Source organism: Streptomyces sp. NBC_01707 (assembly GCF_041438805.1).
Lineage (GTDB): Bacteria > Actinomycetota > Actinomycetes > Streptomycetales > Streptomycetaceae > Streptomyces.
This window is the reverse complement of sequence record NZ_CP109191.1, coordinates 1-17,257: the sequence shown is the minus strand read 5'-3', so window position 1 is coordinate 17,257 and position 17,257 is coordinate 1. Positions and strand designations below refer to the sequence as shown.

Sequence of the window (17,257 nt, the reverse complement as noted above, 5' to 3'; positions counted from 1 at the left end):
GCAGCCCGGCCTCACGCCGCTGCGTGATCGCATCCCCGAGCCGCACGGATGTGACTGGGCGTATTGGTGCCTCGGGTGGGCGTCAGTGGGATGGGATGCTGGGTGCCTGGTCATGGGGCAGGTTCGCGGTCATGGGCGTGACCAAGCGGCTGCTGTTGTCCGGCCAGTGTGGGGTGGGCTGCTTCTCGTGGAGGGGGCTGTTGCTATTGGGATGGGGTGGCGGGTGTTCTGTGTCTTGTTTTTCGTGTGTTTGCGTGGGTGATCGGCTGGTCGGTGGGTGGTCTGAACGCGGAGGGCGGGGCCGCTGGTTGCGGCCCCGCCCAGTAAGCGCTCATGCCATAGTCGTCAGCGCAGACCGAAGGCCCGGGTGATGGTCTGAGACACGCTGTTGCCGGCGTTGTCGCGGGCGGTGACCCGGAGCGTGGCGAAGCTCGCGGACTTGGAGGCGTGCAGGCCCGTCTGCCATCCGTCACCAGAGCGGTTTAGGTCGGCTCGCTGCCAGGTCTTGCCGTCGTCGTAGGAGACCTCGAGCGAGGGCTTGCCGATGGCGGCGGTCGTACCGGGCAGGTGCGAGGCACTGATGATCAGTCTGGCGTGCCGGTCGGCCCGGCCGGTTTTGTCGGTCTCCACCCCGTAGTCGAGCTGGATCAGCGGGAGGGAGTCGGCAGCGTCCTCACCGCTGGCCGCGGACGTGAAGTTCCACTCGGTGAGCGTGTGCGTCGAGTACGGGTTGGTCCAAGCGCCGCGGTCGTTGTCGACGACGAGCCGATAGGGCAGGCGCTCCGGGGCAAGCTCGGGCACCGGCAGGAACTCGGAGTTGCCCCATTTGAGCTGGCGGTCGCCCTGGTAGAGGGCCATCCAGTCCTTGACGTCGAAGTTGTTCCTCGCTTCGCCGACGTGGCCGGAGCCGGAGTCTCCCCATCCGGGCGCGGGGATGTACACGGTGTCGAGGTAGCGGACGGGCTGGAAGTCGACGGGGCCCATGCGGGGGCGCTGGATCGGCCCGAACCAGCTGACCTTGCCGGTCTTTCCCGCAGGGTAGTGCAGGGTGCTGTTCGAGTGCTGCCCGGTCTCGCCAACGATGTAGGCATCGTTCGTCCAGTCGGCTTCGCTGGTGACCCAGTCCGTCCGTTCACCTTGGGCGGGGGCCGGGACTTGATTGCCCACGGCCCAACCACGCCAGATGTCGGCGCGGTATTCCAGAGCCTTGCCCGGACGGAAGTTGCGGAAGGAGACGTCGACCCGGGCCAGGTCGCGCTTCTGCACGCTCCAGGTCGGGTCGGCCGGGGCTGCACCGGTCCAGTGGTGCACCACGTCGTAGAGGTAGTCGGTGGTGGGATGCGAAGTGACCTTCAGAGTGCTGGAGCCGCGCCGGATCGAGGCGATCAGGTCGGCACCCTGGTCCGCGTTGAGCGTCGCCACCGTCAGCGGGGCGGGGCTCTCGGGGCTCCAGGCGTTCTCGTCCCACGGGTCGAGCCGGCCGACACCGTCGTTGACGACCACGAGCAGCTGCGCGCCCGCGGCCGCCGCGGCCTCGGCCTGCGCCTGAATCAGTCGGCTATTGTCGGCGTGCACCACCACGGCCTTGCCGCGTACGTGGTGGCGAGCCAGGTCCTCGCTCGTGCCGTCGCCGGCGTACACCGCGGCCAGGGTCCGGGTGCCGGCTGGCAGCGGCTTGGCCGCCCGCTTGACCAGCGGGTCGGCGTAGAGGGTGGACTTCGTGCCCAGGGTCAGTGCTGGCTGCTCAAGGCGGAAGCGCGCACCGATCTCGAACTCGCCGTTGGTGACCTTCTTGCCCGTTGGCAGGGCCCAGACGCTGTCGTAGGCCGTGTTGGGCAGATTGGTGGTTTCGAAGGTACTGGTGGGGAAGGTCCGCCGGATGTCAATGCGTGTTTCGACCGGGGTGGCCTGCTGCGGGACGCGGGTCAGGATTTGCCGGGCCTTGCGTCCGTCGAGGGTGACGGTTCTGTCCTGGTCCAACTGGACGTCGTTGAAGGCCAGCAGCGCCATGCCCAGCGAGTGGGGTCCGCCTGCACCCCGGACGTCGGCGGTGAGCCACCCGCTGTAGGTGCCCACGGGCAGGCGTGCGGTACCGGTGCCGTCGGCCTCAAGGTTGACGGTGGTCCAGATGCTTTCCCCGGTCACGACGACCTGGCCGGCCAGAGGTTCGCCCGAGCGGTCCTTCGCGACGATATTGACGTTCTGTCGCTGTCCCTCCCGGTGGCCACCGATCATGGTCCGGGTACGGACCGTCTTGGCGCTATCCGTGCCGGTAATGAAGGCGCTGACGTCCTGGTCGACCGGAAGTCGGTCCAGATGCGCGGTCAGGTTGACCGAAGCGTCGCCGTGCGGGGGGACGGTGACGCGCGTGGCGGAGAGGGTGAAGAGTCCGGGTGGGAGGGTGCCGTCGATCGCCAGGTCCAGACTGACGGGCGCGTCGCCGACGTTGGTGTACGCCACATTTTTCACGTCGGTCTCGCCAGGTTTGGCGGGCCAGGTATGGAAGCCGGAGTAGGCACTGACGGTCGCGAAGACCGAGGCGTGCACAGCCGCAGCCGCGTCCAGCCGTCCGGCGCCCGCCTGGTACGGGGTGTACGCCGGGGTGGCCTTGGCGCTGCTGACCAGGGCCTCCTTCAGCTGCTGGCCGGTCCAGTCGGGGTGCGCGGCGGCCAGCAGCGCGGCGGCGCCCGCGACGTGCGGCGTCGCCATCGACGTGCCGCTCATCGTGGTGTAGTAACCCGAGCCGCGGACGTAGTGGGAGCGGGCCGCCAGGATGTCGACCCCCGGCGCGGTGATCTCGGGCTTCAACCCGGCGTCGCCGTCACGCGGGCCCTGACTGGAGAAGTTGGCGAGCTGATCAGCGGAGTCCACGGCGCCCACGGTCAGCGCGGAGTCGGCGGCACCGGGGCTGCCGATGGAGTGCGGGCCACTGTTGCCCGCCGCTATGACGAACAATGCACCGGTCTCGCGGCTGAGCTGGTCCACCGCCTGGCTCATCGGGTCGGTGTGGTCGCCACCGCCGCCCAGGCTCATACTGACAATCCTGGCCTGCTCGTCCCGGGCAGCCCATTCCATGCCTGCGATGATCCAGGACTCCTGGCCGCTGCCCTCGCTGTTGAGGACCTTGCCGATGTCCAGACGGACGCCGGGAGCGACACCCCGCTCCTTGCCGTCGGAGGCGCTGCCAGTACCGGCGATCGTCGAGGCAACGTGAGTTCCATGACCCGCGTAGTCGGCAGGATCCCCCTCATCCGGTCCCGGTACGAAGCTGACACTGTCATCGATCTGACCGGCGAGGTCGGGGTGCTCGGCGTCCACGCCAGTGTCGAGCACCGCGACCTTGACGCCCTTCCCGGTGTTCCCCTCCGCCCAGACCTTCTGCGCGCTGACCTGCGCAGTCGATTCAGCCAGATCGACCTTCACCTTCCCGTCGAGCCACACCTTGGCGACACCGTTAGCGAAGACACCCTGCGACGCCGACCGGGCCGCTACACCGGAGCCACCGGTCAGCGCCGACCAGAACACCGGAGCCTCCTTGCGGTTCTGCGCCAGTGCCGCGCCCTGGATGCTATCCAGTCGACGAACGTCGCTCGAGCCCGCCACCTTCGGAAAGGTGCGGGACTTGGCGGCCGTATCGGTGTAACTGACGATCAGCGGCAGCTTCGAGGCGTGCGCGTCGTCATAGCCATCGGCGATCAACCGCGTCACGTTGAACAGCTGCTTGTCGAGCCTTCCGGCACCGACGTAGGGAAGGGCGGCATCAGGGTAGACGTACGTTGCCCCGTCAATGACCGCCCGGTGGAAACCGGTGGTGGTGCCGTTCGCGCCTTGAAAGGACCGGACGACGGTGCCGTCGGACGCGGTGCCGATGGTGACCTTGTCCCCGGTGATCAGAGTGACGGTGTGCGTGCCGCCCCCGTTGGATGACCGTTGTGCGACTGTCGGCGCGGAACCGGCCGAGTCCTCAGATATGGCGGCGGTAGCCGGTACGATTCCGAGTGCCAGGGCGGCGACCACGCCGAGCGCGATCAATCCGGGTTTGGGAACGGGAACATTAGACATGCAAAGACTCCGGAATAAGTACGAGAATTGATCCGCATCGAAGAGGCGACTCTGGCTCGACCGATGGGTAAGGCAGCTTCAGCTGAGAAAGGGGCAAAGAGCGGGGTGAACCGCGCAGTTCAAATAGGCGCGGCCGGAATGGTGAAGCCCGACGAGCGCAGATAAATTTTGACTCCCGGTCCCCTCGGGGCGCAGCGAGCCGACATAGATGAGGGATCGAGCTGCGGGAACTGCCACCGCAGAAGCTATAGAAGACGCCCTCACGAACTAGCGGGTCTCGCTACATCCCTAAAATGCGCATATTCTCACCATTTTGCGACACTTCTAGATGGAATTATCCAATTAGAAGGCGAAGGGGCGCCTTTTGGCGTTGCCTCACCATACGGGCCCCCTATGAGGCCCGTTAGAAGATAAATGCCATCCCGTATTGCGTGAGTGTCAACTTTGGCCGTGATGCGAGGCATAAGGCGGCGAAACAGGGTAAATCCATTCCGCAGGACCTACTAGCCTCGCCGTTTCAGTTGAGGCTGCTGGGTGGCTGAGCGGGGTTGTTTGGAGCGGTGTCGGTCGACGGGCATGGTAGGGGCCCGGCGCGGTGCGCCGGGTTCTCCAAGGTCCTTCGGGTCGCGGGTGGTCAGAGGGCGGTCGTTCAGTTGGCGGGGCGAGGCAGGGCGGCCAGGCGGTGGAATGCGGCAGCGAGTTCATGTCTGCAGGGCCAGGTCGCCGATATCCGCAAGCGCAGACGGCGGCCGCCGCGGGTGATCCGGCCGGCGACGTGCAGGATTCGGTAGCGCAGTTTCTTGGGTTCGGCGGTGGCCAGATCGCCGTCCAGCAGGAGGACGCGGATCCAGACGAGGAGGTCGATCGCCGCGAGGCTGAGTTCGAGCCAAGCGGCGTTGACCAAGAAGCGGCGTTGACCAGGAAATGGCGGGAGGGGAAGCGGCCGAAGCCGGTGGTCTTGCCGCACCGGATGTGGGCCTCGACGGTGGCATGCCCGCGGTGACGGACCTCCAGGAACTGGGTGGAGCCCTCGCTGGCGAACGGCGTGTCGGTGAGGAAGACCTGGTGCCGCAGGCCCTCGTCCTGGTCGGACAGGGACAGTTGGGCGCCGGGGTGCGGGCGCTCGCGGCGCACGATGATGCGGGTGCCGTCCAGATAGCCGGCAAGGTCGACCACGCCGGTCAGCTCGGCGATCTCGGCGCCGGCACGCAGTGTTCCGTCCACCCTGCGGCCCGCACCCGATCCGCCGGAATCAACGGCTTGGCGATCTCCCACAGCCCGTCCGGAACAATCCAACTCCACGTCCCCTGCCCCATGCTGAGGAGCACTACCCAGCCTCACCATGTAGGACACGGTCTTATAGGTGGGTGCGGCTTGGTGCTTCTCGGAGTGGTAGGTCACCAGCGTGGCGTCGATGTCCAAGACCAGGCCAGGAAGCTCCCGTCCACCGGCCTTCACCGCCGGTATACCGGAGCGGGCCTCGGCGGCCTGCAGCCAGGCGACCTCTCGTGCCTGGGCGCGGGCCGTTCGCAGCCGAGCGAGTCCGGGTCTCGTCGACGTCGGCGAGCAGCCGCCAGGCCGTCGGTGTCGAGGCGATCGGGCCGAACACTTCATCCTGGTCTCGCAGCACAAAGCCAGATCCGGGATGGCCCCGCCGCCATCCGCGAGCATCACCGCGAGATCGGTGGCGATCCCGGCCCGGGGCGTGGCCGGTGCTTCGTGTCCGAAGTAGCCCCAACGCGGTGGAGTACGCGCTGCTCAGCCCGGTGGCATCGGACCCCGGCATCGTCAGCAGAGATACCCTGCACGCAGAAAGTGCCTTCCGCCTGGACCGACAAAACCCCTCGACAAGGTTCATCGTCCCAGCTCAGAAGGCACTTTCGCGTTACCGCACAGACCCCGGCCCCACACCAAGTGAAACAGCGAGGCTAGTCAGGAAGTATGACTCGTCGAACGCCTTTCGTACGGCCAGTGTCAGCCGAAGCCCGCACCGGGCCGGTCGTCTCAGTAGGACTGAAACCAGCAGCGGTTGGCACGGTCGATATTCAGCATGACTTGTCCGAACGGCTGGTCCGGCGCGATCGGGGCCGAGGGAGTCGTCGGCTCGTGGGAAATCCCGCATGCTCCGAACGGGGCCGGGACACTCAAACCCAGTTGCGTCTAGCTGCCGCGAGACCAGCTCCGAACCGGTTGGTGGTCCCCAGCTCTGCGTAAAGGTTTTGGATCCGCCGCCGCAGTGTCCGTGTCGAAATCCCGAACTGGCGGGCAATGGCGTCGTCCTTGACCCCAGCAGCAAAGAGCGTGAGCAGGTTCCGTTCTTCGTCCGTGGGCTTGCGGGTCTGGTCGCCTTGGGCGGGCGGTCCTGGTGCCGGCAACGACTCGGAGTCGGGGTCCCCAGTCAGTGAGGGCGCAGTGGTCCAGTAATGCTCGAAGAGTTCGGTCAATGCCTTCAGCAAGGGGGGTGCTTCGGTGTAGAGGCACTCGCTACTGTCGGCTGACAAGCTCAGCGACACCATCGCGGCCGACCGGTCGGCCATTGCCAATTTGATGGGCAGTGCCGGCACGACCCTGGCTTCTTCCCCACGCGACACGAGGCTGCCCAGTGCCTGCCAGCCGCCTTCGGCATCGAAACTGGCAGCCGCGTAGACGACACGCACCCGCACCCCGCGCCGGACCGCCGCCTCGTCGAGTGGTCCATTCGGAGCCAGTAGGAACGGAGGGCGGTCCATGGCGCAGATCTCGGATTGGGCAGCCTGCTTCAAGCGGTAGTAGCAGTCGCCGACCGCCTCCGGACCGCTGATGGTCCTGGTGGCGGGTTCGGTCGTACTGGACCGCCTGGCGTCGTCGAAGATCGCACCCAGCGGCCCCGCCGCATCTCGGACGGCAGCCAGCTGACGCTCGCGTGACTCCACCAGTGTCCGCAGCGCGTGGCGGGGATCCACCGTGAGGAACGCCCCCGAGGATCTGCGGCTGACCAACCCGGAGTGGTGGAGACGTTCGAGCAACGCCAACGCGTGCTCGAAGCTCACTCCGAATGCCGCCACTATCTCGTCGACAGTCCCACCACCGCGCACCAGAAGATGGCGATAGATAGCCTCAGCCTCTGTATCGAGTCCGACCAACTCCAAAGGTGCGTCGTTTTCCATCATTGCTCTCCACCTCTGGCCTCTGCCCGTGTGATATCGATCAGGAAAGTACAAGCCGTGGTGACGGCCAGAGGAAGGGGCCCCGGTCGTCGGTTGACTCCAGTTGGGGTCCCTCGATCTGCTGCTCTCGCGCCGCCGCAAAGGACGACGTCTTCGATCGATGTGACGCACCACTCCGGCTACCAGGAAAGAGCCCAGGGGTAGGACGCCGGGCCGCTGGCATACGGGTTGAATATCCGGCACATCATGCCTGCTCGCAACGTCCAGCCGGGCTTTCGACGAAGTCAAGAAGGTTGATTGGCGATTCGTCAAAGAGTCATGTGAACTGCACGTTGCGGCCGTTGAGGGTTCTGGCTCGGGCGCAGCATATGGGTGAGGCTACCCGGCCGTACCGCGCAAGACAGCGGCGGCCTGCTTGCGTGGTTGGGCTTCCTTGTGAATCCAGCAACTCCTCGCGCCCTGCAGTATGTCCTGCTTGGAGATCATTGCGCCGACTTGCGCCTTGTCCGCTTGGTGACGTGGCACAGAAGTGTCAAAGAGCTGACTTTACAGTGATGCGAACGGATGGCTGACTGCCAAGGACCGCTGCCCCTCTAGTTCATGAGGTTCCCTTGCGTATGCCTCCGTCCCGCAGACGCGGGTTGACAGCCGCTGTCGCCGCGCTGGTGGTGCTGACGGCCACCGGCCCTACCGCGTCGGCCGACACCACTCCGACGCCCCCGTTCCCGACGGCGACTTCCGCCGCCGGTCCTGCGATTGTGCGTACCGTCACGCTGATCACCGGTGACAAGGTCACGGTGACCGGGAACGGCGGCAGGCATTCGGTCACGTCGGTGGCCGATCCGCAGGGCAGGACCGGTGGCGCGCACGTGATGTCGGTCGGTGATGACATCTATGTGTATCCCGACGTGGCGTTGCCCTTTATCGCGTCCGGGGCACTGGACGAGCACCTGTTCAACGTGACCGAGCTGCTCGCGGACGGCTACGACGACGCGCGCAGTGACCATCTGCCGTTGATCGTCACGTACACCGACGCTGCGGCCCGCTCCCGCAACATGAAGGTCCCCGAGGGCGCCGGCACGACCCTGGCCCTGAGCAGCATCCAGGGCGCGGCGATATCGGCCAAGCACGCGCAGGCGGCGGACTTCTGGTCCTCCCTCAGCGGCACTCCGGCATCCTTCGCGAGGGCGCGGACTGCTGGTGGCGCGTCCCGTGGAACGCTGGCGGGCGGGGTCGCGAAGGTGTGGCTGGACGGGAAGGTCACGGCCACGCTGTCCGATACCACCGCGCAGATCGGGGCTCCCGAGGTCTGGGCGGGCGGGGACACCGGGCAGGGCGTGGACGTTGCGGTGCTGGACACCGGGATCGACGCCGCGCACCCGGACTTCGCCGGCCGCATCGTGGCCACGGAGAGTTTCGTGCCGGGGCAGGACGTCACCGACCGGCAGGGTCACGGCACCCATGTCGCCTCGACTGTCGCCGGTACCGGGGCGGCGTCCGGCGGCAAGGAGAAGGGTGTCGCCCCGGGCGCGGGGCTGCACATAGGCAAGGTGCTGGACAACGACGGCAGTGGTCAGGACTCCTGGATTTTGGCGGGGATGGAGTGGGCGGCCCGGGACCAGCACGCCAAGGTTGTCAGTATGAGCCTGGGGGGCGGGCCCACCGATGGCACCGACCCGTTGAGCCAGGCGGTGAACCGGCTCAGTGAGGAGACCGGAACGCTGTTCGTCATCGCGGCCGGCAACTCCGGTCCTGAGGCGTACAGTGTGGGCGCCCCGGGAGCGGCGGATGCCGCGCTGACGGTCGGCGCGGTGAACGGTCCGGGGAAGGGCGTGGATCAGCTGGCGGAGTTCTCCAGCCGCGGCCCCCGCGTGGGCGACAACGCCATCAAGCCCGATCTGACCGCCCCGGGTGTGAACGTGCTGGCGGCCCGCTCGCAGTACGCGGCGGAGGGTGAGGGCGCCTATCAGACGATGAGCGGTACCTCCATGGCGACACCGCACGTCGCGGGCGCGGCGGCCCTGCTGGCCGCCAAGCACCCGGACTGGACGGGGCAGCAGCTCAAGGACGCCCTGGTCAGCACCACCGCGAGCACCCAGCGGTTCAGCCCCTTCGAGGCCGGCAGCGGCCGGCTCGACATCGCCGCCGCTGTGAAGGCCACACTGTTCGCCTCCGGGTCCGCGTTCGCCCAGGCCCACTACCCGTACACGCCGGGCCAGACCGTCCGCAAGGACGTCACCTACACGAACACCGGGTCCGAGCCGGTCACCGTGGACCTGTCCCTGAGCCAGGACCAGCTGCCCGAAGGTGTGTTCACCCTCACCGACTCGCGGCTGAGCGTGCCCGCGCGCGGCACCGCCACCGTCGGCGTGATCACCCACCTCGACGCGGCGGAGGACAATGCCGCCTACTCCAGTCGGCTCACCGCCACCCGCGCCGACGGCACGGTCCTCACCCGCACGCCGGTCGGCGTGAACAAGGAGGGCCGCCGGGTCACGCTGTCCGTCACGGCGAAGGACCGCCACGGGGACGCCCTGCCCGGCACGCTCGTCCTGAAGGACATCGAGCGCAACACCGCGCCCAAGATGTATGAGATCGACGCCTCGGGCCGCATGAGCCTGCGCCTGCCCCCAAGCACCTACTCGGCGTGGATGAACACCGCCGTGCCAGGGATCGACGGCACGCACACGCTGGGCTTCGCCATGTTCTCCGCGCCGCAGATCGACCTCGACGCCGACCGCACCGTCCGCTTCGACGCCGCGAACCTGCGCAAGGCAGCCGCCTATACCCCGCAGCCGACCGCCAACCAGTTCATGCGAGTGGACCAGTACCGCACCAACGGCGACCTGTTCCCGTTCATGGACAGCTACATGCCCGAGTACTGGCGGTACGACAGCCTCTGGGTGACCCCGACGCCGAAGGTGACGAAGGGCTCGTACACCTTCGCGACCCGCTGGCGGCAGATCCAGCCCCCGCTGACGTTCTCCTCCGGCTCGCAGACCTACGACGACGTCGTCATCCAGAGCCTGTCCCGCGCGCTGCCCGAGGGCACCGGCACCTACCGGGCCGTCTGGGCCGGCAACGGCTCGGGCGCGGACTTCCGCAAGCTGAAGGTGCGGGGCCAGGTGGCGGTCGTCCGCCGTAACGACACCGTGCCCGCCCCGGACCAGGCCGCGGCGGCGGCGAAGGCCGGCGCCAGGCAACTGCTGATCCTGAACGACGGCTACGGAAAGTTTGACCCCTGGGCCGACCTTCCCGACACCGCCCCGCTGCCGACGGCCTCGCTCGGCACCGACGACAGCACTCGGCTGCTCAGCCGGCTCCGCAAGACCGGCACCGCGACGCTGAAGGTGGTCTCGCACCCGCATCCGCGCTACCTCTATGACCTCGTCCGCCATCACGACGGAGCTATCCCGCGCGACCCGTCCTACCGTCCCGGCTCGGGTGAACTGGCGCGGATCGACGAGTCGTTCCGCGACACCAAGCAGGGCGAGGCCCGCCAGTACCGCGATGACGTGTCCGCCATCTTCAACGGCCCCATGCTCAGCAACTCCACGCCGGTTGCGACCCAGGGCACGCTGACGTCGTGGGTCACGGCAGACACCGGCGTCCGCTGGGTCTCCGGCGCCGGCATGAGCGACCTGGGCCAGCGGGGCCTGGCGCGTTCGTACCAGCCGCGCAGCACCACCGGCGAGAGCTGGTTCTCACCCGTCCAGCGCCCGCGACTGCTCAACGACGGCATCAGCTGGCAGGCCCCCTTCCGGGCTGGCGACGTCATCAGCACGTCCGTCGTACCGGCCTGGGGCGACGCCGACGGTCACGCGGGTGTCGTCTGGGCGGACAGCGACACCTCGAAGATCTCGCTCTACCAGGGCGACGAGCTGCTCGGCGAGGACGTCAACGAGCGGATCGTCACCGTCGAAAACGTGTCACCGGACCCGCTGCCCTACCGGATGGTGGTCGAGGGCAAGCGGAGCCTGCCGGACCGGCCGTATTCGACCCGTACGCGCACCGAGTGGGGGTTCACCTCCAGCACCAAGGACTACGCGGTTCTCACGCCTCTCCCGCTGGTGCAGCTCGACTATGCGGTGGCCACCGACCTGTCCGGCAAGGCGCACCGGCGGACCGGGCTGACGGTCACCCCGTCGCACCTGAAGGGAGCGGCGGGCGCGGGCGCGATACGCACGGCGACGGTGGAAGTCTCCTACGACGACGGTGTGACGTGGCGCCGGACGACACTGAGGCAGTCGGGCGGCGCCTGGAAGGCGCAGCTCGACGCGCCGTCCCGGGCCCGCTTCGCGAGCCTGCGCACGACGGCGCGGGACACGAAGGGGAACAGCGTGAGCCAGACCGTGATCCGCGCCTTCGGCCTGAAGTAGCGACGGCGGGAGGCTGACGAAAGGGCCCCTGTCCGCGGTGGAGACCGCGGACAGGGGCCGCACGGGTATGCCCGCAGCATCGGCCATGTGCCTGCTGACCACACCTCGAGCCCGGAGTGGCGTCGCGAGCTGGTTGCCCGCTACAGCACTGAAGAGGGTGGTTGCGGCCGAGGTAGCTCGGGACTTGGTGACCGGGTCGTGCCGGCGGCTGGTTTTCGCCGACCCGGTGGACCGGCTCGGGGCGGTGAACAAGGCCCGCGCATACGTTCTGCGTGCTGGAGCGGCTGCACCGGTGGCTGCAGCGGCGGCGGGACGGGTACGCATGCGGCTGTGACCGAGATCTTTAGGTGGCGGGCGAGAAGGATTGTTGGCGGATCCTTCGGTCACACCGAGGACTAGCGCGCCCACCTGCGGTGACGTGCTCACGGTCGGGGCCGAAGGTGGCATGGTCTGCCAACAATCCTTCTCGTGATCTGCCAACCAGCTTTCTCCGAACGCCTCTGACCTGCACCGGAGCAAGCGCGATCCGCCACCTACCGTTCTCGGTCACAGTGGCGCGGACCGGTGGGGCGACCGCGCGTCAAGCTGCTGTCCGGCGAACGCTGGCAGGCCGCGGCCCCGTGGGTGCTCACCGCCCTCGGGCTGGAGGGCGAGCGCGCCGGGTGGGATCTCGTCGGGGTAGATCAGGTCGTGGGGGACGTGGTGGTGGCGCTGTCAGTTGGGTGGCGCGTCGGTTGTTGGCGGTGGACCGGGGACGGGGGTCGGTGTCGTCGCTGTATGTGCGGGTGGTGGCGGGGGTTGTCTGTCGGGTGTGTGCCGGTGGGTGTGTGCCGGTGGGTGAGCGTGAGGGTGGGTCGGGGTGGTGGGGTGCTGCGTCTGGGCGGCACGCCGGGTGCTGGACAGCTGTGAATGGGGGTGGGGTGGTCTGCGGGTGGTGGGGCTGGTTGTGGGACACACCTCTGGCACTTTTTGCCGCTGCCCGCTCAGGAAGCGGGCTTTCCCGGGTGGCGGGAGGTGTTCGTAGGTTGTTTCCGAGGCTTTGGGAGGTTCCGGTTCTGGGCGCGGGTGTGTCTGGTGTGGGGTGTTCGGCTGGTGTTGTGGGGATGACGGCGAAGGGGCTTACGGCGAGGAACTACTCCTATTACCGGCGCAGTATCGCGGCGGGTGATGGTGCTCGGGGTAGTGGGGTGACTGTGTCCTCGGGTGAGCCTGGTGTTCCTCCGGGGGTGTGGCACGGCCGGGCGGCCGGGGTGCTGGGGTTGTCGGGTGTGGTGAGTGAGCCGCAGATGGGTGCGCTGTTCGGCTTGGGTATGCACCCGGACGCGGTGGAGATTGTGGCCCGGGTGCTGGGTGACGGTGGCACGTCGAAGCAGGCTTTCAGGGCGGCGAGGCTCGGCCCGGCTGTTCCGCGACTGTCCGAGCTCTCGCCGTTGGACGAGGAGATCGAGGAGGTTCTGCAGCACGCTGTCGAGGAGTTGTGCCGGCCGCTGACGAAGGCGGAGACACGGCACTTGCGGATGCGGTCTGCGGCGCGCGTGTTCGAGGCCGAGTACCACCGTCCGCCCGTTGATGGCGCCGAACTCGGCCGTTTCCTGGCCGTCCGTACCGGCCCCCAGCGTCACGCCCGGACCGGCTTCGACCTGACCTTTGCCTCCGAAGAGTTGTCCCTCCTGTTCGCCCTGGGCAGCCCCGAGGTGCGGCGGATCGTCCTGGAAGTCCTGGCCCAGGCCCGCGCAGAGACGGTGGCCTGGCTGGAGGAGAACGCCCTCGCGGTACGTACCGGGCCAGGCGGAATCGCCCAGCAGCGGGCCGTACCGGGCCTGCTGGCGACGGTCTACCTCCACTACGAATCGCGCGCCGGAGACCCGATGCTCCACGAGCACGTGGTCATCAGCCCCCGCGTCAAAGGGCCGGACGGGCGGTGGCGCAACCTCGACTCGAGGCTGCTGCTGCGGGAAGTGGTCGCGGCCAGTGAGCTGTTCAACCAGCGGGCCCTCGAGTTGGTCTGCGCCCGCCTGGGCCTGGTCGCCGAGGAAGTCGAGGTCACCCCGGGACAGCGTCCGGTGATGAGAATCGTCGGCATCGACCGCCGGATCCGGTCGGAGTTCTCGCAGCGGGCCACCGCTGTGCGGACCATGGCGGAGACCTTGTTCGACGATTACCGGCGCCGTTACGGACGGGAGCCGGGCCCGTCCATGCGGCCGCGCCTGCAGGGCCGCGCGACCCTGTTGACCCGCCCACGCAAAGGCAAGGCCCGCTCTCTCGACGACCTCCTGGCCACCTGGCGGACCCGGGCGATCGCCGCGACCAGCCGGGCAACCGTCGACAACCTGCTCGCCACCGCGCAGGCCGCCGCCACAGAGCAGCACCCCCACACGGGCGTCGATCCCGAGGCGGCGGCCGCGGAGGTGCTTGCCGCGGTCAGCGAACGCCGCACCACCTTCCGCCGCCGCCACATCCTGGCCGAGGCCCGCCGCTACCTGATGCGCACCTACGGCGGTGCCACCGCCCCGCACGACCTGGCCGAACAGATCACTGACCGGGCCCTCGTCCACGGCGACTGCCTGGACATCACCCCACCCGAGATCAACCCCACCCACCCCGACCTGGTCCGCGCGGACGGCAGCAGTGTCTACCGGCCGATCGGGTCCGCCGCCTACACCACCCACTCGCTGTTGGCCGCTGAGAACCGGCTGCTGGCCGCCGCTCGCACCCACGTCATCCCGCCCGTGGGACGCGGCACCTTCGAACGGGTCGCCGCCCTGCATCGCGGTCCGATGGATGCCGGGCAGCGTGAACTGGCCCGCTCGTTTGCATTGTCGGACCGGCTGCTGCTCGCCGGTCTCGGACCCGCCGGTGCCGGGAAGACGACGGCGATGCGGCTCGTGGCCCGGGCGATGGACGCCTCGGGAGGCCGGTTGATACCGCTCGCACCGTCGTCCCGTGCCGCGAAGGTTCTCGGCGCGGACCTGAACCGGCGCGCCCACACGATGCATTCCTGGCTTCATCAGCGCGGCCGCGCGGCCGACGGCAAGGAGGTCGGCAAGGACTTCCAGCTGCGCCCCGGGGACGTGGTCCTGGTCGACGAGGCGGGCATGGCCGGGACGCTGCTGCTGGACCGGATCCTCACCGACGCAGCGGCCGTCGGTGCCGTGGTGCGGCTGCTCGGCGACCCGCACCAGCTCGCCGCTGTCGAGGCCGGGGGAGCGCTGCGGCTCATCGCCCGGGCGGGCGGCGCGGTCGAGCTCGACCGGCTGCACCGCTTCCGCACCCCCGGCGAAGCCGACGCCTCCCTCGGTCTGCGCGACGGCGACAATCACCGCGACGCGTTCACGTGGTACCGGGACAAGGGGCGGATCGTCGCCGGAAGCTACGACGCGATGTGCGACGCGGTCTTCGACGCCTGGGCCAAAGACTGCGGTAAAGGCATCAACGCGCTCATGACCGCGGCCGATACGGCGACGGTCACCGCCCTCAATCAGCGCGCCCAGGCCTGGCACATCGCCGCCGGTGACGTCGACACCCGCCGTGCGGTCGCCCTGCGCGCCCGGCAGCACGCCCACGTCGGCGACGTCATCGTCACCCGCCTCAACCGGCGCCGCATGACCCTGCGCGGTGGCCGGGACTTCGTGAAGAACGGCGACACCTGGACCATCCAAGCCATCACCGCCAACGGTGACGTCGTGGTCCGGCACACCGGGCACCGCGGCCGGATCCGGCTGCCCGCCGACTACGTCGCCGCCCAGTGCGAGCTCGGCTACGCTTCCACGATCCACCGCGCCCAGGGCATGACCGTGGACACCTCCCACGCACTGGCGTCGACGCGCTCCAACCGTGAAGGCGTCTACGTGCAGCTGACGCGCGGTGCCCGCACCAACCGGCTCTACGTCGCCCTCGAGGACGGCGACCGGCTCGATGACGTGCTGGCCTCCATCGCCGCCCGGCGCAGCGCCCAGCTGTCGGCGACCGAGTCGATCGCCGCCCTGCAAAGAGAGATCAGCGCCCCCGGTCAACTGTGCGCGGAGTTCGCCGACGTCGCCGAGCGCGCCACGACCGCCCGCCTGACCGGCGTCCTCGAAACCGTTCTCGGCGCCGACCGGGCCGCCGCGTTCATGGCCGCCGACGCCTACCCGGCACTGATCCGCGCGCTGAGCGACGCCGAACGCGCCGGGTTCGACCTGCCCCGCCTCCTTCAGCGCACCGCCTACCGGCGTGGTTTCGCGGACGCCGACGACATGGCCGCAGTCCTGACCTGGCGGCTGCGCGAACGCCTGGCCGACGCAGCCACGCTCCAAAAGGAGGGCCGCACCCGGCCGTTGGCCCGACTCTCGCTGCACCAACTCGACACCCTGGCCCGTCTCGCAGCCGACCACCGGGCCGCCGCGCGCGAAGAGCTGAAGGCAGCCGACGCCGCTGTCACCCAGCTGCCTACCCCCGTCACCACCCGGTCCGGCCACACCCATCCCGCGTGGCCCGACCGCCCGCTGGGACCCTTGACCCGCAGCGAACTCGCCGCCCAGATCGCCACCATCCGCACCCAGATCCGCCGGGCCCAGGCCAGGAGAGCTGCTCTGTCACCGGCGGCCCGGCAGATGATCGCAGCCCTCACCCACGAGTCACAGCTACGCCGCAACCTGCGCTGGCGCGACCAGGCGAGGGAGGACTTCCAGCGCGAACCAAGCGCCCATCGCCCGCCCACCCGCACCCAGTCCCTGGCCGTCACCCGCCACACGGTCGCCCGGTACCGCGTGACGACCGCGCAGCGCCTGCACCGCGCGAAGACCAAGCTCGCCCGCGCCAATGGCGTCGTCGAGAAGATCGCCGCCGAGCTCCGCCTGCGCGACCGGCTCCCGAACCACCTTGCCCACCGTCCCGACCACCGCGGTGAGATACCCGACTGGGTCGCCGACCGGCACGCCCTCACCCACCGGGCAACGCCTGAGCACTGGCGCCACCATCTTGCCGAGCGCCACCGCATCCTGGCCCGTTCGCTGGCCGACCGTGGTCACACACTGGCTGCCGCCCCGCCCGCCTGGGCCCGATCACTCGGACCACCGCCACCCCACACGGCGCCGCTGCGCCGCACGGCCTGGTCCATGACCTGTGCCCTGGTGGAGCTGTGGCGTACCCGCCATGCCATCACTGCGGTGCCGGGTCTGGGTCCCCGGCCGGCCGGCCCGGACGACGCGACCGCCTGGGACGACCTCGAGATGCGGGTCCGTGCGCTGACCGGGCGCCGCCGCCCGGTGCAGCTGCCGTCCCCCGACGCGCCCGCCTCGGTCGTCCTCGAAGCCGCCCTCAACCACCTGAACACCCCGCCCGACTCCGGGGCGCTGCCCGACCACCCCGCGCTGCGCGACCCCGGCGGCATCGCCCCGCTCAAGTACACGGCTCTCGACGCGCGCCTCGCCCGCCGCGCCTTGGCCGCCGTCCTTGCCGGGGACACCGCGCCACAGGCGTGGATGGAGGAGATCACCGCCCCGGGTGAGGACGACGAGGACGAGCAGCTCACCTACACCAAGCTGCTCACGGCGATCAGCGACTACCGGCGCCGCCACCCCCAGGCCGGTCCCGATGTCCTCGGGCCGCGGCCCCAAGGCCTCGACAGCGAGGAGTGGGACCTCCTCACCGACGCCATGGACCTGTACACCCGCGCCCGCGTCGAACGCC

General features: G+C 69.0%; 5 protein-coding genes and 1 pseudogene. 2 read left to right on the top strand and 4 right to left on the bottom strand.

The genetic code is table 11. The annotated features are described in order from the left end of the window. Nucleotides 1-345: 345 nt before the first annotated feature. From OG963_RS42880 to OG963_RS42865, 4 genes and pseudogenes are all read right to left on the bottom strand, one after another. A complete protein-coding gene (locus OG963_RS42880) occupies nt 346-4,062 on the bottom strand; it encodes a S8 family serine peptidase (protein WP_331749794.1) in 3,717 nt (1,238 codons plus the stop codon). A gap of 649 nt (nt 4,063-4,711) precedes the next feature. After that, nucleotides 4,712-4,966, bottom strand: a complete 255-nt coding sequence (locus OG963_RS42875; protein ID WP_371800372.1) for a transposase — start codon at nt 4,964-4,966, stop codon at nt 4,712-4,714. Nucleotides 4,967-5,285: 319 nt separating this feature from the next. Beyond that, nucleotides 5,286-5,378: pseudogene (locus tag OG963_RS42870) on the bottom strand (IS5/IS1182 family transposase); the annotation flags it as partial. A gap of 828 nt (nt 5,379-6,206) precedes the next feature. Further along, nucleotides 6,207-7,211 (bottom strand): LuxR C-terminal-related transcriptional regulator, encoded by a 1,005-nt coding sequence (locus OG963_RS42865; protein WP_331749791.1) that lies wholly within the window; start codon nt 7,209-7,211, stop codon nt 6,207-6,209. Between the two features lie 638 nt (nt 7,212-7,849). On the opposite strand from OG963_RS42865, the gene OG963_RS42860 reads away from it, so the two are divergent. Together OG963_RS42860 and mobF are read left to right on the top strand one after the other, a co-directional pair. Beyond that, on the top strand, nt 7,850-11,587 hold the full coding sequence (locus tag OG963_RS42860) for a S8 family serine peptidase (protein ID WP_331749789.1): 3,738 nt from the start codon (nt 7,850-7,852) through the stop codon (nt 11,585-11,587). Nucleotides 11,588-12,690: 1,103 nt separating this feature from the next. Beyond that, nucleotides 12,691-17,257: MobF family relaxase (mobF, locus tag OG963_RS42855; RefSeq protein WP_331749784.1), on the top strand; the 4,567-nt coding region annotated here is incomplete at its 3' end.

Bases quoted from the DNA above. Each gene is read 5' to 3' on its own strand.
- OG963_RS42880 (WP_331749794.1), bottom strand. From the start codon at position 4,062: ATGTCTAATGTTCCCGTTCCCAAACCCGGATTGATCGCGCTCGGCGTG.
- OG963_RS42865 (WP_331749791.1), bottom strand. From the start codon at position 7,211: ATGATGGAAAACGACGCACCTTTGGAGTTGGTCGGACTCGATACAGAG.